The sequence below is a fragment of the Flavobacterium sp. NG2 genome (genome assembly GCF_034119845.1).
Lineage (GTDB): Bacteria > Bacteroidota > Bacteroidia > Flavobacteriales > Flavobacteriaceae > Flavobacterium.
This window is the reverse complement of sequence record NZ_CP139420.1, coordinates 2,574,287-2,598,334: the sequence shown is the minus strand read 5'-3', so window position 1 is coordinate 2,598,334 and position 24,048 is coordinate 2,574,287. Positions and strand designations below refer to the sequence as shown.

Here is a 24,048-nt window from a genome sequence, read left to right as displayed (position 1 = left end):
TAAATTATATTTTTGTAAAAATCATTAGAGCATTTTTGGTCGGGTCACCCTCTTGAAAAATTGTTTTTTTAGTAAACTTAAACCCAATTTTTTCCACAAATTCGCATATAAAATCTAAGGAATAAAAATTTCTGATTTCCTTATTATTGTATTCCCATGTTTCACTTGTTCCCATATTAAAAACATCATGAGCTAAGGCAACCAAAGTTTTTTGTTCTTCTGTATCGCAATCATGGTCTCTAAGAATCAACTTCCCTCCTGCTCGCATCGTATCTCTAATTGATGAAATAAAAGGTACTCGCAATTCCAAAGGACAATGGTGAAAACCAATATAAATAGTTACTAAGTCCAAACTTTGAGCAGGAATAAATTCAGAATATTTAGTTTTATAATTTGCTAACGGAATATAAGTCGCCCCTTTGCATATCTGTCCACGGTCAATCATTTCAACAACAGAATAGCCTGGCTCTTTGCCATCAGCATAATATCGTTTTCCTTTGATTTCAACTTTCTCTTCTAAATAATCCAAATATCTTCCAGAAGAACCAATTTCTAAATAACCATTATAAACAGTTCCTTCTCCTAACAACAAAACAGTTTGTCTTTCCATTTCTTCCTTTTGACTCATCAAAGCTGGCAATTGGTATCGCACACTCGTTAATATGGGAGAAATAGAATCTAATTTAGATTGAGTAGTCTTGTAAATTTCTTGATCTGTATTTTTAACCGCGGTAACATCACTTATTAATTTATGAAATTTATTTTCAGGGTACAGATTAAATACATTTTTCAAAAATTTAAAAAACTCACTTTTTAGCCCATTATTTCCATAAATGAATTTAAAATTACTTTTTGTAAATAAATCTGTTGGAAACAAATTAGTTGAAAACAATTGTGTTGAAGAAACAAACAGCAATGCTGTTTTTACAAAATTCCGTCTTTTCATATTTTTAAAATTTGTATCAAAGTGAAAGCTTAAAATTCATTCCTTTTTTCTGACTCAAAGCTTGTTGTACTTGTAAGTATAATCGTGCTCCCAAAAGTAACTAAAAATACAAAGTAAGCGCAAAAAATAATTTTGCTTTAAAAATGTCTTAACTACCATTTAAAAAAAATCTTTCCCAAACATTTCATTCGTTTTTGTAATTTAGCCCAGTATTCTGAAAACCCACAGCCAACATGGATTTAAACTTCAACAAAAACGAAGACCACAATAAACTATTAGTATCCGATTTAAAACAAAAGTTTGCCAAAGTAAAACTAGGCGGCGGTGAAAAACGCATTGCAAAATTACACGCACAAGGCAAAATGACCGCTCGTGAGCGCATCGATTACCTTTTTGACGATAACGCTAAAGTGATTGAAATAGGTGGTTTTACAGGTGAAGGCATGTACAAAGAACACGGAGGTTGCCCTTCCGGTGGTGTTGTGGTTAAGATTGGATACATCAAAGGCAAGCAATGCATTGTTGTGGCTAATGATGCAACCGTCAAAGCAGGTGCTTGGTTCCCTATCACAGGAAAAAAGAACTTACGCGCACAAGAAATCGCTATCGAAAATAAGTTACCTATCATTTATCTTGTAGATAGTGCTGGCGTTTATTTGCCATTGCAAGATGAAATTTTCCCAGACAAAGAACACTTCGGACGTATTTTCAGGAACAATGCCATCATGAGCAGCATGGGAATCACCCAAATTGCGGCCATCATGGGCAGTTGTGTGGCCGGTGGTGCGTATTTGCCTATTATGAGCGATGAAGCCCTGATAGTCGATAAAACAGGAAGCATTTTCCTAGCAGGAAGTTACCTTGTCAAAGCCGCAATTGGCGAAACCATCGATAACGAAAGCTTGGGCGGTGCCACCACACATTGCAAAATCTCAGGTGTGACCGATTACAAAGCCAAAGACGACAAAGACGCCTTAGACAAAATCAAAAATATAGTCGACAAAATTGGCGATTACGACAAAGCCGGTTTCAACCGCATCAAAGCCGTAAACCCTGCCAAAGACGAAAAAGAAATCTACGGCATCTTACCCAAAGCCCGTAACGAACAATACGATATGATGGAAATCATCCATCGCTTGGTGGATAATTCAGAGTTTGAGGCTTATAAGGACGGTTACGGTCAAACCATCATCACGGGTTACGCTCGTATTGACGGTTGGGCGGTAGGAATTGTAGCCAACCAACGCAAAGTCGTAAAAACTAAAAAAGGCGAAATGCAGTTTGGCGGTGTCATATACTCCGACAGTGCCGACAAAGCCACCCGTTTTATTGCCAATTGCAACCAAAAGAAAATCCCACTCGTCTTCCTACAAGACGTGACTGGTTTTATGGTGGGTTCCAAATCGGAACAAGGCGGAATCATTAAAGACGGTGCCAAAATGGTCAACGCCGTAAGCAACTCAGTCGTGCCAAAATTCACTGTGGTTATAGGAAACTCTTATGGAGCTGGAAACTACGCCATGTGCGGAAAAGCCTTTGATCCTCGCTTGATTTTTGCGTGGCCAAGTGCCGAGTTAGCCGTTATGGGTGGTACACAAGCCGCCAAAGTACTCGCACAAATCGAAGCTTCCTCCCTGAAAGCCAAAGGCGAAAACATAGACGAAGCCAAAGAAAACGAGTTGTTTGCCAAAATCAAAGCCAAGTACGACGAGCAAGTGTCGCCTTACTATGCCGCAGCCCGTTTGTGGACAGATGCTATCATCGACCCGCTAGACACCCGAACATGGATTTCCATGGGTATTGAAGCCGCAAACCACGCTCCTATCGAAAAGAAATTTAATTTAGGGGTCATTCAGGTTTAATTATTTTGGAACACAGATTTGAGAAAATTAAGAAATTTATAAAATCTTCTTTTGTTGTTCTAGATAAAACACAATCGTCACAATAGAAACTCCATCTTTGTGAACCTTTGTGACTTCTTCTTGTGCTTTGTGGTTAAGGAAAATTAGGAGCTTAACGATTGTTTTCATAAGAACTTCCCTCCCGCTATTCGTTGCAATCTCTAGTGTTTGCTATCGCCACACTAGAGGATTTCCACTGCTAACGGGGCTACAAATCGCGTTTATTTTTCCATAATTACGTTTTACCGTACAATTCCGTCAGAAAAAGGATTTACTTTTGAGAAATAGTTACTAACAAAAATAGGGTAATTCTTAAATTTAATTTTATATTTGGGAAAGGAATATGAATTAGCTTAATAGAGACAATCTAGCTTAAATTAGATGGATTACTGTAATTGAGTAGCATATCTAAACTGGTTAAGTAGCTAGCTTTTCAATATCATCTTAAAAATCACTCTATGAACTCATCATACTATCAAAATCAAATTAGTCGAATCGAAAAGGATGTTGCCGATTTACAGAAAAAAATTGCCGATGAAAATAAAAAGGAAAATGATAAAGTAAAACAAATTGATTCTATAAATAGATCAATTAATAAAAGTACTTCACTCTCGACTTTACAAAGTAAGCAACGTCAAATTCAAGGCTATCAAAATGATATTTATAATTGCAAAAAGAAAATCGCTGATTATCAAAAACAAATTGCAAATAAATCTGTCGAGTTAGGAAGAAAAAAACAAGATTTGAGAAAATCAGAAGAAACTGAACAGAAGAAATTTCAGAAAGATCAACTTGATTTTCAGAAAAAACTTCAAAGAGATATTGATAGCCAAAAAAGTCAACTAGAATTTCTAGTGAATCAAAATTACTCTTCTAAAACTACGATTAATCAAAATGAAGATTCTGATAAAGAATTTGATTTTTTTATTTCTCATGCGTCTGAATATAAAGACGAAATTGTTCAAGATTTGGCAGATGCATTAAAAGATAATGGTTTTGAAGTTTGGTATGACAAATTTGAATTAAAAATTGGAGACAGTTTAAGAAAGAAAATTGATAACGGACTTTTAAAATCGAGATTTGGTATTGTAATAATTTCTCCATCTTTTGTAAAAAAGAATTGGACAGAATACGAATTAAACGGAATGGTTGCAAGAGAAATGAATGGACATAAAGTTATATTACCAATTTGGCATAAAATTTCAAAAGATGAAGTTTTAAAATTTAGTCCTTCATTAGCAGACAAGATGGCTTTAAATACTTCAATACATACAATCCAAGATATTATAAACTCATTAAAAGAATTATAAGCCATCCACTTACAGATAGAGTTTCGTTGCGTGCGTAGCACGAACAATGAAACTCGAGTTAAACCGAACCACTCTTTCAGTAACCTTAAAGGTAAAACATTATGAGCAAGATTAGCACAACTAACTTTAAAACAATAAATTATGAAAACGAATTGGACAATTATCATTTTTACTTTAATAATTTTAATAGCTATATTTACTAATCCCAGCACCGAAGAACACAAAGAAGCTGTCAAATCTGTAGTTAACAAAGTTGTTCAGGAGTCAATATCTGAAGACGCATCTGACATGGAAAATTTAGGAATTTTACTAGGGAGCTCATTAGTCGAGAAATTAGTTGGAAACTCAGTAACACGTGATAATTATGTTGTATTTTCTATAACTAAATTTTCATGGAAAGGCGATGAAAAAAATATTGGCTACGGAGTATTTGGCAATATTTTTCTTTCTAAAAAAATTAATGAAGCATTTAATCAACAGCTCGAAAAATAGTTATTTAAAGCCAATCGTTTTTAACATCATAGTTAAGGAAGATATTTATCTGTGTCCATAAAGATTGGCAAATACAGTTGTAAAACCCGATCGCTCAGATATGCACAAACGATAGCGCAGAATTACTTCGTCAGTTCGCTATCGCTCGCGTGTATTGTGTGTCCGAACAATGAGTAAACATCGTAAGTGAAATACGTTGTCGAGTTACTTACGAAGATCCCTCATTCTTCGGGATGACAAGATTGCGGGAAGTAGATGGAGAATAATAACGTTACTTTAAAGAAATCATTACAAAATTTAAAACTCCAGTTAAACAGATTGGTAAACAATTCATTTTAATTCTTTGTGAACCTCCGTGCCTTCTTTGTGTGGCTTTGTGTTTAAAATTCTATATTAATCTATAGAGAACTATCATAAATTCTTTGTGTCCCTTTGTGTTTAAACTTTTATACTATTCTATCGAGAATTATCTTAAATTCTTTGTGAACCTCCGTGCCTACTTTGTGCCCCTTGTGTTTAAACTTCTATACTAATCTATAGAGAACTATCATAAATTCTTTGTGAGCCTCCGTGTCTTCTTTGTGTGGCTTTGTGTTTAAACTTTTATACTATTCTATCGAGAATTATCTTAAATTCTTTGTGAACCTCCGTGCCTACTTTGTGCCCCTTTGTGTTTAAACTTTTATAAAATCCATAGAGAATTATCATAAATTCTTTGTGAACCTCCGTGGCTTCTTTGTGTGGCTTTGTGTTTAAACTTCTATACTAATCTATAGAGAACTATCCTAAATTCTTTGTGTGGCTTTGTGTTTAAACTTTTATACTATTCTATTGAGAACTATCATAAATTCTTTGTGTGGCTTTGTGTTTAAACTTTTATACTAATCTATAGAGAATTATCGTAAATTCTTTGTGACCCTCCCTGCCTACTTTGTGCCCCTTGTGTTTAAACTTTTTAAAAGCAGCACATAGCTTTCATACAAAAACTAGCTACATATTGAAAATATTGTATAAAATAATACGTTCGCCATAGTTGATGTACATTTGTTTGCGATTGCCTTGTTTTTTGCGTGTGATGATGGAAACGGTACAGTCAATGCCATCGTTGTCCTTGCAGGTAAAGGAATACACAGTGTCGTTCTCATTCTCCTCAGCAGGTAAATAGGTTACGATATTAAACAATTGAATCGCTTCAGAGTACACTACGATTCGGTTTTTATTGGTATCGAGCGTAACTAAGATATTGGTTAATTGTAAATTAGACCAATTTCCCCATTTCCCGTTTTGCTTTTTCTCTAAAACACTTAGGCCAGAGGTTTTGAATTTATAGGTTTGGCTTTGAGCGGTATGTATTCCAAAACCGAAGAACAATAAGACTATAACAAATTTGATTGGGGTCATTTTTATATCTTTTAATTTTACTGGACTTTACCAGTTTCTTTTATTTAAAACCTTTTTTGAGATAATTCTGTTTTAGCTTTCTCAAAATCGGTTATGATTTCTTGAAGGATTTCCTTAGCTGGTTTGATGCTGTGAATCAGTCCGGCTATTTGTCCTATTTCGAGTTCGCCATCATCTAGATCACCTTCAAACATTCCTTTCTTGGCTCTTGCCCTACCTAATAATTCTTTTAAATCATCAACTGTGGGACATTGAGTGTATAATTGCTGTACCTCTTGATAGAATTTATTTTTTATTAAGCGTACAGGCGCCAGTTCTTTTAAAGTGAGTTGGGTGTCGCCTTCTTTGACTTCAACAATCTTTTGCTTAAAATTTAGATGTGCAGAAGACTCCACCGAAGCGGCAAATCGGCTTCCTACTTGCACACCATCGGCTCCAAGAACCATGGCCGCTAGCATTCCTTGTCCAGTTGCAATTCCGCCCGCTGCGATTAATGGAATATTAATTTGCTCCTTGACCATGGGAATTAGGGTAAAGGTGGTGGTTTCATCTCTGCCGTTGTGTCCTCCTGCTTCGAAACCTTCGGCTACGACAGCATCGACACCTGCCGCTTGCGCTTTAAGTGCAAAAGCAGCACTACTTACAACATGCACCACTGTGATTCCGTGTTGCTTTAAAAAAGGCGTCCACGTTTTAGGATTTCCCGCAGAGGTAAAAACTATCTTTACTCCTTCTTCGACGATAATATCCATGATATTTTGCAAATCAGGATACAACATCGGAACATTCACACCAAAGGGGTTTGAGGTCGCTTTTTTGCATTTTTGAATATGCTCCCGAAGTACTTCAGGATACATCGAACCCGAACCTATCAATCCAAGTCCCCCAGCATTACTTACCGCACTAGCCAACTTATAGCCACTTACCCAAACCATTCCAGCTTGGACAATAGGATACTCAATATTAAAAAGGTTGGTGATGCTATTCATAGAAGTGTATTAAAGTTTAATAATTTTTCCTGTTTTAGAAAATGTATTAAATTCTAATGTATAAAAATAGATACCACTCGTTAACGACTCTAATGAAATAGGTTCAATAGGAACAATATTATTTTGTTCCAACACTTTTTTTCCAAAAGCGGAATAAAACAAAACTCGTCCGTTTTTAAAACTTTCCGGAAAATCTACACGAATAAAATTAGGCGTAGGATTAGGATATACTTTTACTGATTCTGAAAAATCTTCGATTTCAGGGAACACGATTCCTAAAGCCAAACTAAAGTTAGGAATACCATAACCAAATTCATTAGTAGGACTCGTATACTTACTAGATGATCGAATCACCATATCTTTGATTTCTTGATTGGTTTTATTAGGGAATGCTTGCCACAAACAAGCCACCATACCAGCAATTATAGGCCCAGAAAACGAAGTCCCACTAGCGGTAACTATATTTCCTTTTTCATCAGACAAAACAGCAGACTGTCCTTGTGCCATCACATCTGGTTTTACTCTACCGTCATATGACGGACCAATAGAGCTAAAGCTTGCTCTTACTCCAGTACTCGTTACCGCTCCAACTGCCAACACAGAAAAAGCATCGGCTGGCGAACCGATATGTGGCTCTGAAGTAGTCCCTTCATTTCCGCCAGAAGCAATAACCATCATTCCTTTTGAAAAGGCAATATTTGCTCCCTTAGATACAAAAGTAGCATCACCCGACATATCAGAATAACTATAATCGTAAGCAGGATTCGTATGATCTTTAAAATATCCTAATGAAGTCGTAATAATATCAACTCCTAAACTATCCGCTTTTTCAGCAGCTTCAACCCAGTAGGATTCTTCAACAGGGTTTTCATCAACATCGTCTTCGGTAACAAATAAATAATAAGAGGCATCTGGTGCAGTTCCTACTAAGACGTTTTCCTTATATCCTGCCATACTGGACAAAACATAGGTACCATGTGTTCCTCCTTTATAGAAATCTGTACTGTGTGCTACAAAATTATAACCCCCTAAAATTTTATTAGCGTCTCGTATTCTTGCAAAAGGAGCAACCGTATTCACCCCTGGAAATCCTGAATCTAAAACGGCAATTATTTTTCCTGAACCGGTATAGTTTTGCTGGTGCAAAACATCACCATTCAGCATCTTGATTTGGTTTTCAGAAACTCCATAAGCAAAATTGACTCTCGTATTTTTTGTCTTATCTGTTACCGCTACTTTTGCAGTTTTAACTGTCTTATTGGACAGATTCAAACTTTTATTTGCAAAAACAATTTTGTCTACAAAGGAATGAGTCTTTAACGAGCGAATTGCTGTGACATCTCCTCTTAGATGAATAGCATTCAACCATTTGGATTTTGCCATAACCGTAAAACCCTCCGTTTTTTTTATTTCAGAAATATAACTGGGATTGATGGGAACGTCCTTAAAATCGATATTTATTTTTTGGGCAATGCGTCTGTCTAACGCTCTTTGAGAGAGCATTGTTAGTGGAGCATCATAATAGGATTGCTCATTAGCTTTGGCATTAAAGTATACCCATGCTTCTTCCTGTGCTGAAACAGCAAAACAGATAAAAAAGGAAAGTAAACATAAAACATTTTTCACTCCAACGGGATAAATTCATCAATTAAAGACGGTAAATATACTAAACTACTTTAATTAATATAAATACAATGAATCTTTCCCACTAAAATAGGCAAAAAAATTAAGAAATTACCCCTGAACCTATCAATTCATCATCATGGTACCAAGCGGCAAACTGACCTTCTGTAATTGCTGATTGTGGCTCTTCAAAAGCAATATACATTCCGTTTTCAAATTGATGTAAAATTGCTTTTTGTAAAGGTTGACGGTAACGAATACGAACCATCACTTCCATGGTTTCGCCATTGGCCAAAGCTAAATCTTCACGAATCCAATGTACCTCAGACGATTCAATAAACAAAGCGCTTCTAAACAATCCTGGATGTTCTGCTCCCATACCAGTATATATGGTATTGGTATCTACATTGGTCGCTATAACAAACAAGGCTTCTTTGGTTCCACCTACGTTCAGCCCCTTGCGTTGTCCCACTGTAAAATAATGAGCACCTTGGTGTTTCCCCACCACTTTACCCATTGTAGGTGTATAATTTACTTTGTTCGAAGCTAAAGTTAAAGCCTCAATACCAGAAACGTTCGCATCCGACTTAGTATTATAAATAGAATCCAAAGCGTCAATTTGTATAATTTGACCTTCTTTCGGTTGTAATTTTTGTTGTAAAAATTCTGGCAGACGTACTTTTCCAATAAAACAAAGTCCTTGCGAATCTTTCTTTTCAGCAGTTACCAATTCCATTTCGCCAGCAATTTCACGGACTTCTGGTTTGGTTAACTCACCTATGGGAAACAAAGCCTTAGACAATTGCTCTTGAGATAATTGACAAAGGAAGTACGATTGGTCTTTATTATTGTCAACACCAGCTTTCAATTGGTAAACGGTTTTACCGTCTACTTCTATTTCACTTTTACGACAATAATGACCTGTTGCTACATAATCTGCCCCAAGACTAAGGGCGATTTTCATAAAAACATCAAATTTTATCTCGCGATTACAAAGCACGTCCGGATTAGGAGTACGACCTTTTTCATATTCGTTGAACATATAGTCCACGATTTTCTCTTTGTATTCTTCGCTTAAATCAACCGTTTGAAAAGGAATTCCAAGTTTCTCAGCTACTAATAAAGCATCGTTACTGTCTTCTAACCACGGACAATCATTCGATATAGTAACCGAATCATCATGCCAATTTTTCATAAAAAGACCGATTACTTCATATCCTTGTTGCTGTAACAAATAAGCTGCTACACTGGAATCAACACCACCCGAAAGACCTACTACAACACGTTTCATTTTAAAATTTGTTTTATGAGAGCGCAAAGGTACAAAGTTTTATACCGCTATTTGACTTAAAATTTGTTAATTCCAGCCCGAACGAGTCTGTTTACTTAACCGCAGATTCGCAGATTATTACAACCTTTATTATGTAATTAGGGATAAATTAATTTGCGCTAATTTCGCTGAAAGCGATTTATTTACAATCAAAAATTTTATTATAATCTGCGAATTTGCGGTGGTTGTTTTTTTTTATTTTTATAGAACGAACCTTGTTGTTAATTACCTTTTTGACTATTAGCCGCTTTTAGATTACTCATATTGGTTTCTTTGACTAATTTTCCTTTTTCGAAAAACTGCCAAACACCTACTTTTTTACCATTTGAAAATTTACCTTGAGAAACAATGTTTCCATCCCCTTCTCTAAAGATGGCAAGGCCATGGAATTCATTGGCTTTATAAACAGTTTCTTCAAGTACAATTCCATTTTCAGAATACTTCTTATAAAGACCTTCTTTTACATCATTTTTATAATTGGTTTCTTCGGCGATTTTTCCATTTGGATAAAAGACAGAACGTAAGCCATTCAGTTTTCCGTTTTTATAATTTTCGATAGTCATTACAACTTTAGAAGCATGATGATAGTATTTCCATTCTCCTTCAAAAAGTTTATTGACTACTTTTCCTTCACTGACCTTGTTTTTTGATTGGTCATAAAAAATAGTATAAGCACTTCCGTCAATTGGACTAAACTCTCGAGTTGCAATGACAGAACCTAATTTAGTATCATCAAAAAACTTAAACAAACCTACTTCTTTACCATGAGAAAATGTTCCCTCATATCTTGGCCTTTTTGACTCTTCATAAACCCCTTTCCATAGTCCATCTTTTTTACCTTGGGCATCTAATTTATTTGAATCTACTTGTGCATAACTAAAAAGAGAATTTAACACCATCAAAACTGTTAACAAGTATCCTTTTAATGATTTCATATATTTTTTTAAAATTTATATCAATTAGTATATAACGCTTAAGGGCACACAAAATTACAGCTAAAACCAAAAAAATCTCGAATGAACGAGATTTTTTTGGTTGAATTATTTCTTTTTTTGTTGTGCTTTCATAGCCTCTTGTTGCTCCATTACCTCTTGTAATTTTTGTTGGAACTTGCTTGGCTTTTTCGGCTCTTTTTTCTTGTTCTCTTGAATTTGAGCATGAATTTTATCTTCATCCACAATATAATTTTTGATAACCAATAACAATCCGATTGAAATTAAGTTGGAAATAAAATAATACAAACTCAATCCTGATGCGTAACTGTTGAAGAAAAACAACATCATTAAAGGCGAGATATAAATCATGATTTTCATCATCTTAGCCATATCTGGCATCCCTTCTTGTTGTGGTTGTGCCATTTGTTGGTCTCCAGTTGTTAATTTCATATAGAAGAAAATCGCAATCGAAGCTAAAATAGGAAACAAACTGATATGACTTCCGTAACCTGGAATTCGGAAAGGCAAAGCATAAACGGAATCAAAAGAAGACAAATCATCTGCCCAAAGGAATGATTGTTGTCTCAATCCAATCGCTGACGGAAAAAATTGGAACAACGCATAAAAGACAGGCATTTGCAACAAACCAGGAATACAACCCGCCATAGGATTTACCCCTGCTTTGTTGTATAATTTCATTGTTTCTTGTTGCTTTTTCATTGGGTCTTTTTTGAATTTCTCTCCCAATTCTGTAATTTCTGGCTTCAGTACTTTCATTTTTGCTTGTGACAAGAATGACTTATAGGTTACTGGAGACATTAACAATTTAATCAAAATTGTAAATAATACAATCGCCCATCCGTGCTCAATAAACGAACTCAACAAACTATACATAGGAATAAAAGCGTGACGGTTGATCCATCCAAATATCCCCCAACCTAATGGTACAATTGATTCTAAATTTTTATCGTATGATTGTAACAGTTTATAATCTGTAGGTCCAAAATACCAATTCATTTTTTGGTCAATTTCACCATTTTTGAATGCTAAAGGCACTTTAGATTTGAATTGTTTTGTAAAAATAGTATCTATTTCTTCGTCATTCACTAAATTATTTGAATACAAATCCGCTTTTTCAAAAGGCGTACTTGTCAACAAAATAGATGAAAAGAAATGCTGTTTGTAAGCAATGAAAGACACTTTAGAAGGATCATCCGTTTTATCACTTCCTAAACCTAAATAATCCGTTTTACCATCTTCATACTCAAAATATACTTCAGCATAACGATTTTCATAGTTGATGCTTTTTTCATTAGCATAGGTCTTTAAATCCCATTCTAGGTTTAATGGTTTTGAAGATACCAAAGCGTTGTTTAATCCTTGAGTTTGAATTTCAAAATCCAACATATAATCATCGGCCTTCAATACATATTTATATTCTAAATATTGATTTTCAGCTGATTTTAAACGCATCGATAATATTTGATCTTCACCGTTTTTAGTTAGTGTAGGTTCAAAATATAAATCTTTAGTGTTTAAAGTATGATTGTCTTTTGTTACTAACTGAATGTTTAAACTAGAGTTATTATCCTTAATTAACTGAACCAATTCGCCAGAACCTTTCTTGAATCTTTCAAAGTTCTTTAAAGTCGCTTCAACAATATAACCTCCTTTATTAGCTATTTTTAAAGTAACTAAATTGTTTTCAAGAGTTGTAATTCCACCTTGAGCAGAAGGTAAAGTCGCTGAATAAGCAAAGCTCCCTAATGATTTTTGTAATTGTGCCAATTGAAGGGTATCACTCACCGTTGTAGCAGCAGCCATTGTAATGGTTTTTGCTACTTCTTGAGCTTTTAATTCTTCTTTTGCAACCAATTCTTTTTGTGCTTTCTCTGCAGCAATCTGAGCTTCGTCAGGCTTGTTTTGATACATTATCCAAAGTAAAATTCCAAATATCAGTACAAAACCAATTAACGAATTAGGATCAAATTTTTTTTCTTCCATTTTAATATGTAAAAAAGTGAATAGTTTAAAGTTGAAAGCATTTCTAATTTTCAAAGTCTGAAAAAAAGAAATGCTTAATATTTTTATTTATTTTTCTTAGCCTGCACTGCAGCTGCCACAAAATTGACAAAAAGAGGATGCGGATTGATTACTGTACTCTTATATTCTGGATGGTATTGTACACCAATAAAGAAAGGATGATCTTCAATTTCAACAATTTCAACTAAACCAGTATCAGGATTTACACCTGAAGCTTTTAAGCCTGCATTTTGAAGTGCATCAAGGTATTCGTTATTGTACTCATAACGGTGACGGTGACGCTCTGAAATAGTAGTTTGACCATAAATTTTGTAAGCCAAAGTATCTGGTTTAATTTCACATTTCCAAGCTCCAAGACGCATCGTTCCACCTTTATCCGTCACAGTTTTTTGATCTTCCATCAAATTAACCACTGGATTAGGTGTTTCAGGATTCATTTCAGTTGAATTTGCTTCTGCTAATCCTAAAACGTTTCTTGAATATTCAATAACTGACATTTGCATTCCCAAACAAATACCAAAGAATGGTAATTTGTTTTCACGTGCATAACGTACCGCAGCGATTTTACCTTCTATACCTCTTTCACCAAAACCAGGAGCCACAAGTATAGCATCTAAATCTTTAAATTGCTCTGCTACCGACTCTTCGTCAATATATTCAGAATGCAATGAAATTACATTTACTTTAGTCTCATTAGCCGCTCCTGAATGAATAAAAGCTTCTAAAATCGACTTGTAACAGTCTTGCATTTCAACATATTTGCCAATTAAACCAATATTAACTGTATGTTTTGGGGATTTAATTCTTTTTAAGAAAGTGTTCCAATGTTTTAAATCTGGAGCCGCTTTTTTAGGTAAATCTAACTTCTTAAGAGCCACAATATCTAAGCCTTCTTCAAGCATTAAATTAGGCACTTCATATATAGTAGAAGCATCAATAGATTGAATAACTGCTTCTCTTTTTACGTTACAAAACAACGCTAATTTATTACGAATTTCATTTGAAATTTCGTGCTCTGTTCTACAAACTAAGATGTCTGCTTTAATACCGCTTTCCATCAATGCTTTTACAGAGTGCTGTGTTGGTTTTGTTTTTAACTCACCTGCTGCAGCTAAATAAGGAACTAATGTTAAATGAATTACAATAGCATTATTTTCACCCATATCCCAAACTAGTTGACGTACAGATTCAATATAAGGTAATGATTCAATATCTCCGACAGTACCACCAATTTCAGTAATGACAATATCATAATCACCTGATTTACCAAGTAATTGCATTCTGTCTTTAATTTCATTGGTAATATGAGGAACTACTTGTACTGTTTTCCCTAGAAACTCCCCTCTTCTTTCTTTTTCAATAACAGAAAGGTAAATTCTACCAGTAGTGACGTTATTTGCCTGAGAAGTAGGAACGTTCAAGAAACGCTCGTAGTGTCCTAAATCCAAATCAGTTTCAGCACCATCATCAGTTACATAACATTCCCCGTGTTCGTAAGGATTTAATGTCCCTGGATCTACATTTAAATAAGGGTCAAACTTTTGAATTGTTGTACGATATCCTCTGGCTTGTAACAATTTTGCTAATGATGCTGCAATAATTCCTTTTCCTAATGAAGAAGTCACACCACCAGTAACAAAAATATATTTCGTTTGATTCATTCTGTTCTAATTTGTATTGTAATTGTATAAAAAACGATGCAAAAATACGATTATAAATTGGGATTATGCTAATTTAAAAAAGAGATAATTGGGAAATTTGACAATTGACCGACAGATTAATTTATATATCAAAAACCTACTAAAATTTAAGAGATTATCTAGATTTGGGATACCTTTTTTTAATATTTCGTATCAATTCCTCCAATCCATTCAATTTTAATTCATAGATCAATTGAAGTTGTTGACCTAATTCTCCTTTTGGAAATCCTTTGTTCTGATACCAAACCACATAATATTCGGGCAAATCAATCAAATAGCGTCCTTCGTATTTACCAAAAGGCATCTTTGTATGGGCTAGTTTGATGAGTTGTTCTTGATTTTTATCCATGATAAAATAAAAAAAGAGTAACGTATAACACATTACTCTGGTTCAAATCTTTATAATAATTTTGACACGAATTACACGAATTACCACAAATTAAAAAAGTGGAAAAAAAATATCTTACTTCCAGTTGAAACTGATTTTCTTCTCGATATCAGGATGCAAACTCAAAAACACTGGACAAGTCATCGCAGCTCTTTCTAAAATTACTTTAGTTTTATCATCGACTGCCACATCCATATCAAATGTAATTTCGATAGTACCAATTTTTCTTGGTTCAGCATTCATAATTTTCGTTACCGAAGCTGTTGAAGCAGTCAAATCTACGTCCAAATCACGAGCTTTAATCCCCATAATAGTAAACATACAAGTCGCTAAAGCATTAGCCACAGTATCCGTAGGAGAAAAAGCCTCCCCTTTTCCGTTGTTATCCAAAGGAGCATCCGAAATGATTTCGCTTCCAGATTGCAAATGAATCGATGATGTTCTTAAATCTCCTAAATAGGTCACTTTTGATGTCATTATTTTGCTTCTTTAATAGTTAAATCTGAATCATAATATAAAATAAACACTCCTTTATTTGTATACCCTCCATCTGATTTTAAATAATATTCAAATTGGTTATCGACTTGTTTTGTCGCCACCGTATTGACTGTTTCTTCAAATTTCACATCTTGCACTAGACGCATCATGGTATCAAAAGTAACATCGAAACCGCGAGTTGCATAAGTTCCAGGATAAATAGTATTCACTTTTTTGTAGTTCTTTTCAAACATAACAGCTTCATTTGAAATATTTTCACGAGTCACTGATGGATACATCAATTTCAATTTTACCAAATTTTCAAATTTAATTTCCTCAAAATCCAGTGTATCATTCGGCTCTAAAATCACAAGTTGTACTTGATAATCATTCATTACTCCTAGCATCATCGCCAAAGTCGTTTTTATCATCCAAGTATTAGCAGTTTCCATCACCACATAGTTCATTTTCCCTTTTACCAATAAACTCTTAAAACTTTCAACCGAAACACTTCCATTACTTGTAAAAGCTACAAAAGGAACACCTTTTTGATTTTCTTTGATATACTTAATAATGGATTCTTTTTTTCTATCCACAACAGCCATTATATTTCCGCCATTGGAACGCATAAAATCAAACATGGTATTTTTAACTGTTTCTGTTGAAGGAATCGTTTGATACAAATTACGATACGGATTCCCTACATCTTTAGACAAAGGCGAAATTACAGGTGTATTGGTTTCTTTCAACAATTTAGCTGCTACTTCAGCATTACTTTGATAAAACGGACCAATAATTGCATTTGCCGATTGTAATTGGTGTTTCTGAATTAAAGCTGGCACATTCGATCCATACTTGTTTTCTTGTGAATCATAAATTTCAATATCAATAGGTAAACCTAAAACTTTAGCCGAATCAATTGCCATCAAAGCTCCAGCATAAAAATCCATCGTCATATTCAAGAACTTATCTTTCTTCAAACGCTCAGTAGTAGAGTTCACGGTATCCCCTTGTACATTGGGAATATTAAACGGTAACAACATCACCAATCTTTTTCGTTTTCCTTCTGCTATGATATTAGATAAAGAAGTAAATTCTTTTTTTACTTGGTTCTGTAGAGCCGTTTTTGACGGTACTTTCAATACCATACCAATAGTAACACCATTGATTAGCGCTGGATTTAATTTTATCAATTCGTCCTGAGACAAATCAAACATTTTAGATAAACTATACAATGTTTCCTGTGGCTTTACCTCATAAGTAGTATAAGTAACCTCCTTTTTTAAATCATTAGCAAGCGGATTTAAAACAACTTTTTTAACTTCTAACGGCTCAACTGTTTTAATAACTTTAGCAGGAGTAGGCGCTCCATTTATTAATAATTTATACCCAATAGTTAAATTAGGTACAATTTCTGGATTTAATTTCTCAAGCTCTTCAATAGTAATTCCATATTGCTTCGCGATAGAATACTTTGTTTCTTTCGGAAGTACTTCGTGATAAACCGACTTCTCAGTCACTACTGGTGCTTCAGACTTATTTAATCTATTATAAGGAATAACTAAAACTTGCCCTATTTGCAAACCATCAGTCTCTAAAAACGGATTAGCTTTTTTTAAAGCTTCTTCAGTAATACCATATTGTTTTTGAATCCCATAGATTGTCTCTTTTGGCATCACTTCATGAGAACCTGTAGGCAATGTTAACTTTGGCGCAACTGCAGTTACTTTGGCTCCAGCCTTCGATGGAATCAACAATACCATATTAGGTTTTAATCTTTTTTGGGCATCAGGATTAAGTTGGTAAATATCGTAAGGAGTGACTTGGTATTTTTTAGCAATTTCAACTATTGTTTCATCTGCTTCAACCTTATGTGTAATTGTTTTTTCTTGAGAAAAACTAACATTGATAAATAAAAAAAACTGCAGACAAATTATAAAAAAATACTTCATTGGTTGATTTAAAAAATTATTGCTTCAAAGATAAGAAAACGGTATCAAATTTTATTCCAAAAATCTGATACCGTTTTATAATAAACATTTAATCAATGTATTGTTTTATTCCCACTCAATAGTTGCTGGTGGCTTAGAACTAATATCATAAACGACACGGTTCACTCCTTTAACTTTATTGATAATATCGTTAGATACTTTCATCAAAAACTCATAAGGTAAATGTACCCAGTCAGCCGTCATTCCGTCTGTAGATTCTACTGCACGAAGTGCCACTACTTTTTCATAAGTACGCTCATCACCCATAACACCTACACTATTTACTGGAAGTAAAATAGCACCGGCTTGCCAAACTTTATCGTACAATCCCCAAGATTTTAATCCGTCGATAAACACTTTATCTACATCTTGTAAGATTCTAACTTTCTCTAAAGTAATGTCTCCTAATATACGAATAGACAATCCTGGTCCAGGGAAAGGATGTCTTCCTAATAATTCTGGATCAATTCCTAAAGTCGCTCCTACTCTACGTACTTCATCTTTGAAAAGCATACGCAAAGGTTCAACGATTTTTAATTTCATATAATCAGGCAAACCACCCACATTATGGTGTGATTTAATCGTTGCTGATGGTCCTTTTACAGAAACCGATTCGATAACGTCAGGATATATTGTTCCTTGAGCTAACCAAGTAACATCTTCAATTTTATGTGATTCATCATCAAATACTTCGATAAAGGCATTTCCAATGGCTTTTCTTTTCTTTTCAGGATCTTCAATTCCAGCTAAGGCATCATAGAACCGTTGAGAAGCATCCACTCCTTTTACATTCAAGCCCATTCCTTCATATTGATCTAATACGCTTTGGAATTCATTTTTACGTAGCAAACCGTTATTAACAAAAATACAATATAGGTTTTTACCAATTGCTTTGTGCAATAAAACCGCAGCTACTGTTGAATCTACACCTCCTGAAAGACCTAAAACAACTTTGTCGTTTCCGATTTTCTCTTTCATTTCGGCAACGATTTCTTCAACGAAAGCGTTAGGAGTAAAATTTTGAGGCACTTCGGCAATTTTCACCAAGAAGTTCTCTAACATTTTTGAACCATCAGTTGAGTGAAAAACCTCAGGATGGTATTGAATAGCATAAGTAGTTTCTCCTTCAATTTTGTATGCAGCATATTCCACATCATGTGTACTGGCTAACTTTACTCCATTGGTAGGCAAAGCTTTGATACTATCACTATGACTCATCCAAACTTGGCTATTTTCAGAAACACCTTCAAAGAAAGTTTCACCTTCCTTAATATAGGATAAATTAGCTCTACCGTATTCTCTTGTATTAGATGCAGCAACTTCACCTCCACTAAAATGGGCTAAATATTGTGCTCCGTAACAAACGGCAAGCATAGGCAGTTTACCTCTAATTTGAGATAAATCAGGATGTGGAGCTTCTTCTCCTCTAACAGAAAAAGGACTTCCTCCTAAAATTACCGCTTTATAACTTGACAAATCATCTGGAAAATGATTGTAAGGGAAAATTTCGCAGAATATATTTAATTCGCGAACTCTACGCGCAATCAGCTGAGTGTATTGCGATCCGAAATCTAAAATAAGTACGTTGTGTTGCATGGGCGCAAAATTACTTTTTAAATTTGGATTGTAAAATTGATTTTTGTTTTTTTTTCAATCCTCTAAAAAAAAATAAATCCATAAATTCAAACCCCACATCCTTCCTGTTTTTTAGAACATTTAATTTGATTACACTGCTTACAACCACTCTTGTCAATTTTCATATTACACTACAGTAACACCAACACAATAACTCAGTTAAAGAACTAGCTGATTTTAAATGGCAGCATTTAAATCAAGATAATTCATTAAAACTCACTAGTTATTTAACATAAATTAATTTTATACATTCCATTACACATATAAATAAAAACTTATGAATAAAAATATTGAGATTTGCAGCACAACATTTTAACATAACCAATCAATTTATAAAAATGAAAAATCCGAAAGTTAAAATCTACCTCAATCTATTTATAATGTTAAGTTTTTTGACAATTGCATTGACTACAAATAATATTTTATACAGCAATTTGTTCACCACATTCTCAATTGTAATGGGTACTTATCTCAATAACCTAATTAAAAACTAACAATGAACAATTTGGAAAACCTCAAACTTATTGATGGATCATTTTCGGCTTCGGAAGCGAAAGAAATACTAACTACTTTATTTTCGAATAAAATTCAATTTCACACCACAAAAAATTTCAGCACAGAAGTACGTTTTGGAAAAGATGATGAAGTATCTTCTAAAAGAATTCCAGAACTAAATCAAAGTCTTGAAAAAATATTAAACTTAATCACTCAAGCCCAAGAAAACAACCAAACTTTTGAAATACAATCTGAAGTAAACATTCGTTTGATTACAAATAAATAACAGTAATGTTTGAAGGCAGAAAATTATTAATTGCAACAAAACACCAAAAAGAAATGGTTATTGCGCCAATATTAGAAAAAGAATTAGGCGTAAAATGTGTGGTCACCACTTCTTTTGACACCGATCAATTAGGAACGTTTACCGGCGAGGTAGACCGTAAAGATGATCCTATTACTACTGCGAAAAAGAAATGTTACCAAGCCATGGATTTGATGGGATATGATTTAGCAATTGCTAGTGAAGGCTCCTTTGGAAGGCATCCTAGTGTTTTTATCGCACCCGCTGACGATGAATTTTTGGTATTCATTGATAAAAAAAACAATCTAGAAATAATCGCAAGAGAACTAAGCCTTGAAACCAATTATAATGGTCAAGAAGTTAACTCCACAGATGAACTTATTGAATTTGCAAATCAATGCAAATTTCCATCGCATGGTTTAATTGTTAGAAAATCTCAGACTCAATATACCAACATTCAAAAAGGAATAACTGATTGGCAAAGTCTCAACAAAGCATATAATGAATTATACGATTTATATGGAAGCGCCTACATCGAAACAGATATGAGAGCAATGTACAATCCTACCCGAATGAAAATTATAGCCCAGGCTACCCAAAAATTAGCAAAGAAAATAAACAGTTGTTGTCCGCATTGCCATACTCCTGGATTTGGAATTACCGATGCTAAAAAAGGATTACGTTGCGAACAATGTAATTTCCCTACACGCTCCATTTCAAGTTACATCTATCAATGTCAAAAGTGCGACTATGTAGAAGAAGAAAAGTACCCTTTTGGTAAACAAGCAGAAGATCCAATGTATTGTGACAATTGTAACCCTTAAAAAAACTAAAAATTGATTACCACCGATATAAACACAGTTAAAAACACACTTGAAAACAACGAAATAGTTGCAATTCCTACTGAAACCGTATACGGATTAGCGGGAAATGCATACAATGAAAGTGCAATAAAAAAAATATTCGAATTAAAAAAAAGACCCTTTTACAATCCATTAATTGTTCATATCAAATCGACAGAATTCATCCATCAGGTAGCTTGTGATATTCCAGAAATGGCTATCCGACTCGCAAATCAATTTTGGCCGGGTTCCTTAACGTTAATTGTAAAGAAACAAGCCCACATTCCTGATTTAATTACTGCAGGAAAAGATACTGTTGCTGTCAGAGTCCCTAATCACCCTTTAACTTTAGCTCTTTTAGAAAAACTGGACTTCCCATTGGCCGCACCAAGTGCTAATCCTTTTGGTTCCATTAGCCCTACGAGTGCTAATCATGTAGCTAACTATTTCGAAGATAATCTAGAATTTATTTTAGATGGAGGCGAATGTACTAATGGTGTAGAATCAACCATAATAGGATTTGAAAACAATCAGGCTGTACTCTATAGACATGGCTCTATCGCGATTGAAGAAATTGAAAAGATTACTGGCAAAATCTCTGTCAAATCAAACAACAATAGCAGTCCAGAAGCACCAGGAATGCTCTCGAGACATTATGCTCCAAAAACAACCACCTATTTAACTCAAAACATTGATGAACTCATTACATCATTTGAAAACAAAAAAATAGGCTTGTTATTATTTCAAAACAAAATAAAAAATGAGACTATAATACATCAAGAAATATTATCCGACTCAGGAAATTTGAAAGAAGCTGCCAAAAACCTATATGCTGCCATGCATCGCTTAGACAAAAAGAATTTAGACGTCATCATTGCAGAAAAAATGCCCGACAACGGACTAGGAAAAACTATTAATGACCGACTGCAAAGAGCAATCAAAAAATAAATTAATGAAAACAATTATACGAAAAGCAACTATTGTAAACGAAGGTAAAATTAATGTAGCTGATGTTTTAATATCAAATGATAGAATTGAGAAGGTTAGTGACTCTATTAATTTAAATCCTTCAGAATCGTATTTTGAAATTAATGCCGAAGGCTTAGTACTAATGCCAGGAGTAATTGATGACCAAGTTCATTTTCGTGATCCAGGCCTTACTTATAAAGCAACTATTGATTCTGAATCAAAAGCAGCCGTAGCAGGCGGAATTACTTCATTTATGGATATGCCTAACACGATTCCAAACACACTTACCCAAGAACTTTTAGAACAAAAGTATGACCTAGCTTCAAAAACCTCCATGGCCAACTATTCTTTTTTTATGGGAATAACTAAAAACAATTTAGAAGAGGCATTAAAAACCAATACAGAAAATGTTTGTGGAATAACCGATGACGGCTTGTACTTCAACAATGACGAAGGTATCTTAGCAAATTACCCCGATTTTCTTGAAAAATTATTTGCAAGAACCGATACCTTAGTAGCACTACATAGTGAAGATGAAGCAATCATCAAGCAGAATACAGCAATCTACAAAAAGCTTTACAATAATGATATTCCGTTTAAATATCATGCAAAAATAAGAAGTGAAGAAGCTTGTTATAAAGCAACTAAACAGGTTATAGAAATTGCAAAAAAACACAACAACCGCTTGCATTTATATCATATTTCAACTTTAGCCGAAGCCAATTTATTTAACAACCAAATCCCAATTAATCAAAAAAGGATTACTGCTGAGGCTTGTGTTCATCATCTGTGGTTTTCTGAAGAAGATTATGAAGTTTTAGGCGCTAAAATAAAATGGAATCCATCGATAAAAACAAAAAAAGACAAAAACGGTCTACTTACTGCTTTGCTGGAAGACAAGCTCGATATTATTGCTACTGATCACGCACCTCATTCAATCGAAGAAAAAACAGGCAACTATTTCCAGGCTGTTTCTGGTGGTCCATTGGTACAACACGCCTTAGTGGCCATGCTGGAACTTCACCATCAAGGAAAGATAAGTTTGGAAAAAATCGTTGAAAAAATGTGTCACAATGTAGCAGAATGCTATAAAATTAAAGAACGCGGGTACATAAGAGAAGGATATTATGCTGATTTAGTATTAGTTGATTTAAATAAAACTTGGAATGTTACTCCAAACTCTATTTTATACAAATGCAAATGGTCACCATTTGAAAATCAAAACTTTAAAAGTTCAGTAACCAAAACTTTTGTAAATGGGAAACTGGTTTATGACAATGGTGTTTTCGATGAAAACAATAAAGGAATGAGACTTAAATTTTCAAAAACAAGATAATTAAGTATAAATTTCTAATTTAAAAAACTTACTACCCTATCGTTACTCTTTTTTTTATATAGGTTGAATATTCAATAATCGTTCATTAATAAAGGTTATTGAGTATTCAATCTTTAATAATTAGGAATAAATCACTCCTTAACAATTATAAATTTTCCTTTTACTCCTGTGTCCCAATTTTCCCAAAAATCAGACCGTACATGCTTTCCTTTATCATCATATATCTGGAACTCTGCTGTATTCCCACCCAAACTCCCTCTGTTCAATGCTTCTAATTCAAATGTATTAATACCTTCTTTAAAATAAATACGGAACTCTTGGTAGCTATTTTCTAATAACAATCTACTTTTTACCGTTTGATTATTCAATGTAGCTTTGATTAAATCACCATCAATCTGACCGAAATCTCGACATTTAATGACAAAAAACTCTGATTTAGTTCGAATATCTCCAAAATTCACATCAATTTTCACTAACAATCGAGAATCTTCCTTTAAACCTTGATCTACTAATGATCTATCTAAACTTCTTGACAACTTCGCTTTTAGCTCTTTCCCAGGATCGTCAAAATCATTTTGCTCTATCATCGAAATAGGCGCTGGTTTTTTTCCATTTGAATATGTTGGGTCTTCTAAAGGCTTTTCTAGATTCTTTGCATTAGGAACGGGCACAACTGCAAAAGGATCTTTGTCATTTGGGATTTTAGGCACTGGTTTCACTTCCGCTTTAGGCGGAACAGTTGCAGGCGGAATTACTTTGAAGGTTTTGTTAAACTCAATTTGAGAATACCCTGTAGTAACTATACCAATCATAAAAATAAAAAAAAGAATTCGCTTCATACTATATTATAATGACTACGTCTAAAACTATTTTTTCCAAAAATAAAAAACCAACCTTATATAATACCCGTTTTGGTTGTACTTTAACTTTACTTTATTAGT

Annotated in this window: 20 protein-coding genes; 7 read left to right on the top strand and 13 right to left on the bottom strand. The window is 34.1% G+C overall.

What is annotated here, in order from left to right:
- Positions 1–4: 4 nt before the first annotated feature.
- Entirely contained in the window at positions 5–946 is a 942-nt protein-coding gene (locus SLW70_RS10775) for a hypothetical protein (protein ID WP_320888379.1), read from the bottom strand.
- A gap of 233 nt (positions 947–1,179) precedes the next feature.
- Between SLW70_RS10775 and SLW70_RS10770 the strand changes: the two genes are divergently transcribed.
- The 3 genes from SLW70_RS10770 to SLW70_RS10760 all read left to right on the top strand — a co-directional run bounded on the left by SLW70_RS10770 (position 1,180) and on the right by SLW70_RS10760 (position 4,649).
- Positions 1,180–2,808, top strand: coding sequence for an acyl-CoA carboxylase subunit beta (locus tag SLW70_RS10770; RefSeq protein ID WP_320888378.1), 1,629 nt, complete (start codon positions 1,180–1,182; stop codon positions 2,806–2,808).
- Positions 2,809–3,305: 497 nt separating this feature from the next.
- A complete protein-coding gene (locus SLW70_RS10765; protein WP_320888377.1) occupies positions 3,306–4,157 on the top strand; it encodes a toll/interleukin-1 receptor domain-containing protein in 852 nt (283 codons plus the stop codon).
- 141 nt (positions 4,158–4,298) lie between these two features.
- Positions 4,299–4,649, top strand: coding sequence for a DUF4359 domain-containing protein (locus SLW70_RS10760; protein WP_320888376.1), 351 nt, complete (start codon positions 4,299–4,301; stop codon positions 4,647–4,649).
- Between the two features lie 990 nt (positions 4,650–5,639).
- Here the strand turns inward: SLW70_RS10760 and SLW70_RS10755 are convergent.
- From SLW70_RS10755 to guaA, 11 genes are all read right to left on the bottom strand, one after another.
- Positions 5,640–6,050 carry a hypothetical protein gene (locus tag SLW70_RS10755; RefSeq protein WP_320888375.1) on the bottom strand — a complete coding sequence of 137 codons (411 nt, stop codon included), beginning with the start codon at positions 6,048–6,050 and terminating at the stop codon, positions 5,640–5,642.
- 44 nt (positions 6,051–6,094) lie between these two features.
- The gene (locus SLW70_RS10750; RefSeq protein WP_320888374.1) at positions 6,095–7,039 is read right to left on the bottom strand and encodes an NAD(P)H-dependent flavin oxidoreductase; all 945 of its coding nucleotides are present in this window, start codon (positions 7,037–7,039) and stop codon (positions 6,095–6,097) included.
- Between the two features lie 9 nt (positions 7,040–7,048).
- Complete coding sequence (locus tag SLW70_RS10745) at positions 7,049–8,665, bottom strand: S8 family serine peptidase (RefSeq protein ID WP_320888373.1); 1,617 nt, start codon at positions 8,663–8,665, stop codon at positions 7,049–7,051.
- Positions 8,666–8,765: 100 nt separating this feature from the next.
- Positions 8,766–9,953 carry a tRNA 2-thiouridine(34) synthase MnmA gene (mnmA, locus tag SLW70_RS10740; protein ID WP_320888372.1) on the bottom strand — a complete coding sequence of 396 codons (1,188 nt, stop codon included), beginning with the start codon at positions 9,951–9,953 and terminating at the stop codon, positions 8,766–8,768.
- Positions 9,954–10,213: 260 nt separating this feature from the next.
- Positions 10,214–10,927, bottom strand: a complete 714-nt coding sequence (locus SLW70_RS10735) for a hypothetical protein (RefSeq protein ID WP_320888371.1) — start codon at positions 10,925–10,927, stop codon at positions 10,214–10,216.
- Positions 10,928–11,032: 105 nt separating this feature from the next.
- Positions 11,033–12,931: a membrane protein insertase YidC gene (gene yidC, locus SLW70_RS10730; RefSeq protein WP_320888370.1), complete on the bottom strand. Its 1,899-nt coding sequence runs from the start codon at positions 12,929–12,931 to the stop codon at positions 11,033–11,035.
- Positions 12,932–13,014: 83 nt separating this feature from the next.
- Positions 13,015–14,631, bottom strand: coding sequence for a CTP synthase (locus SLW70_RS10725; RefSeq protein ID WP_320888369.1), 1,617 nt, complete (start codon positions 14,629–14,631; stop codon positions 13,015–13,017).
- A gap of 154 nt (positions 14,632–14,785) precedes the next feature.
- Positions 14,786–15,019, bottom strand: a complete 234-nt coding sequence (locus SLW70_RS10720; protein WP_320888368.1) for a DUF3820 family protein — start codon at positions 15,017–15,019, stop codon at positions 14,786–14,788.
- Between the two features lie 114 nt (positions 15,020–15,133).
- Entirely contained in the window at positions 15,134–15,535 is a 402-nt protein-coding gene (locus tag SLW70_RS10715) for an OsmC family protein (protein ID WP_320888367.1), read from the bottom strand.
- The gene (locus SLW70_RS10710; protein WP_320888366.1) at positions 15,535–17,487 is read right to left on the bottom strand and encodes a LysM peptidoglycan-binding domain-containing protein; all 1,953 of its coding nucleotides are present in this window, start codon (positions 17,485–17,487) and stop codon (positions 15,535–15,537) included. The genes SLW70_RS10715 and SLW70_RS10710 overlap by 1 nt, the downstream gene beginning before the upstream one ends.
- A gap of 105 nt (positions 17,488–17,592) precedes the next feature.
- Complete coding sequence (guaA, locus tag SLW70_RS10705) at positions 17,593–19,122, bottom strand: glutamine-hydrolyzing GMP synthase (RefSeq protein WP_320888365.1); 1,530 nt, start codon at positions 19,120–19,122, stop codon at positions 17,593–17,595.
- 535 nt (positions 19,123–19,657) lie between these two features.
- Here guaA and SLW70_RS10700 point away from each other — a divergent pair.
- Genes SLW70_RS10700 through SLW70_RS10685 form a run of 4 tightly spaced genes read left to right on the top strand, consistent with a single transcriptional unit; the run spans position 19,658 to position 23,107 of the window.
- Positions 19,658–19,942: a hypothetical protein gene (locus tag SLW70_RS10700; RefSeq protein WP_320888364.1), complete on the top strand. Its 285-nt coding sequence runs from the start codon at positions 19,658–19,660 to the stop codon at positions 19,940–19,942.
- Positions 19,943–19,947: 5 nt separating this feature from the next.
- Positions 19,948–20,784, top strand: coding sequence for a DUF6671 family protein (locus SLW70_RS10695; RefSeq protein ID WP_320888363.1), 837 nt, complete (start codon positions 19,948–19,950; stop codon positions 20,782–20,784).
- Between the two features lie 12 nt (positions 20,785–20,796).
- A complete protein-coding gene (locus SLW70_RS10690; RefSeq protein WP_320888362.1) occupies positions 20,797–21,750 on the top strand; it encodes an L-threonylcarbamoyladenylate synthase in 954 nt (317 codons plus the stop codon).
- Between the two features lie 4 nt (positions 21,751–21,754).
- Positions 21,755–23,107: a dihydroorotase gene (locus SLW70_RS10685; RefSeq protein ID WP_320888361.1), complete on the top strand. Its 1,353-nt coding sequence runs from the start codon at positions 21,755–21,757 to the stop codon at positions 23,105–23,107.
- A gap of 131 nt (positions 23,108–23,238) precedes the next feature.
- Here SLW70_RS10685 and SLW70_RS10680 read toward each other — a convergent pair whose 3' ends face one another.
- A complete protein-coding gene (locus SLW70_RS10680; RefSeq protein WP_320888360.1) occupies positions 23,239–23,946 on the bottom strand; it encodes a hypothetical protein in 708 nt (235 codons plus the stop codon).
- Positions 23,947–24,048 lie beyond the last annotated feature (102 nt).

Excerpts from the sequence above, each read along its gene's own strand:
- SLW70_RS10750 (WP_320888374.1), bottom strand. The coding sequence starts at position 7,039 with ATGAATAGCATCACCAACCTTTTTAATATTGAGTATCCTATTGTCCAA.
- SLW70_RS10775 (WP_320888379.1), bottom strand. The coding sequence starts at position 946 with ATGAAAAGACGGAATTTTGTAAAAACAGCATTGCTGTTTGTTTCTTCA.
- mnmA (WP_320888372.1), bottom strand. The coding sequence starts at position 9,953 with ATGAAACGTGTTGTAGTAGGTCTTTCGGGTGGTGTTGATTCCAGTGTA.
- SLW70_RS10695 (WP_320888363.1), top strand. The coding sequence starts at position 19,948 with ATGTTTGAAGGCAGAAAATTATTAATTGCAACAAAACACCAAAAAGAA.
- SLW70_RS10720 (WP_320888368.1), bottom strand. The coding sequence starts at position 15,019 with ATGGATAAAAATCAAGAACAACTCATCAAACTAGCCCATACAAAGATG.
- SLW70_RS10770 (WP_320888378.1), top strand. The coding sequence starts at position 1,180 with ATGGATTTAAACTTCAACAAAAACGAAGACCACAATAAACTATTAGTA.
- SLW70_RS10735 (WP_320888371.1), bottom strand. The coding sequence starts at position 10,927 with ATGAAATCATTAAAAGGATACTTGTTAACAGTTTTGATGGTGTTAAAT.
- SLW70_RS10725 (WP_320888369.1), bottom strand. The coding sequence starts at position 14,631 with ATGAATCAAACGAAATATATTTTTGTTACTGGTGGTGTGACTTCTTCA.
- SLW70_RS10710 (WP_320888366.1), bottom strand. The coding sequence starts at position 17,487 with ATGAAGTATTTTTTTATAATTTGTCTGCAGTTTTTTTTATTTATCAAT.
- SLW70_RS10680 (WP_320888360.1), bottom strand. The coding sequence starts at position 23,946 with ATGAAGCGAATTCTTTTTTTTATTTTTATGATTGGTATAGTTACTACA.
- SLW70_RS10760 (WP_320888376.1), top strand. The coding sequence starts at position 4,299 with ATGAAAACGAATTGGACAATTATCATTTTTACTTTAATAATTTTAATA.
- SLW70_RS10700 (WP_320888364.1), top strand. The coding sequence starts at position 19,658 with ATGAACAATTTGGAAAACCTCAAACTTATTGATGGATCATTTTCGGCT.
- SLW70_RS10685 (WP_320888361.1), top strand. The coding sequence starts at position 21,755 with ATGAAAACAATTATACGAAAAGCAACTATTGTAAACGAAGGTAAAATT.
- guaA (WP_320888365.1), bottom strand. The coding sequence starts at position 19,122 with ATGCAACACAACGTACTTATTTTAGATTTCGGATCGCAATACACTCAG.
- SLW70_RS10715 (WP_320888367.1), bottom strand. The coding sequence starts at position 15,535 with ATGACATCAAAAGTGACCTATTTAGGAGATTTAAGAACATCATCGATT.
- SLW70_RS10765 (WP_320888377.1), top strand. The coding sequence starts at position 3,306 with ATGAACTCATCATACTATCAAAATCAAATTAGTCGAATCGAAAAGGAT.
- yidC (WP_320888370.1), bottom strand. The coding sequence starts at position 12,931 with ATGGAAGAAAAAAAATTTGATCCTAATTCGTTAATTGGTTTTGTACTG.
- SLW70_RS10755 (WP_320888375.1), bottom strand. The coding sequence starts at position 6,050 with ATGACCCCAATCAAATTTGTTATAGTCTTATTGTTCTTCGGTTTTGGA.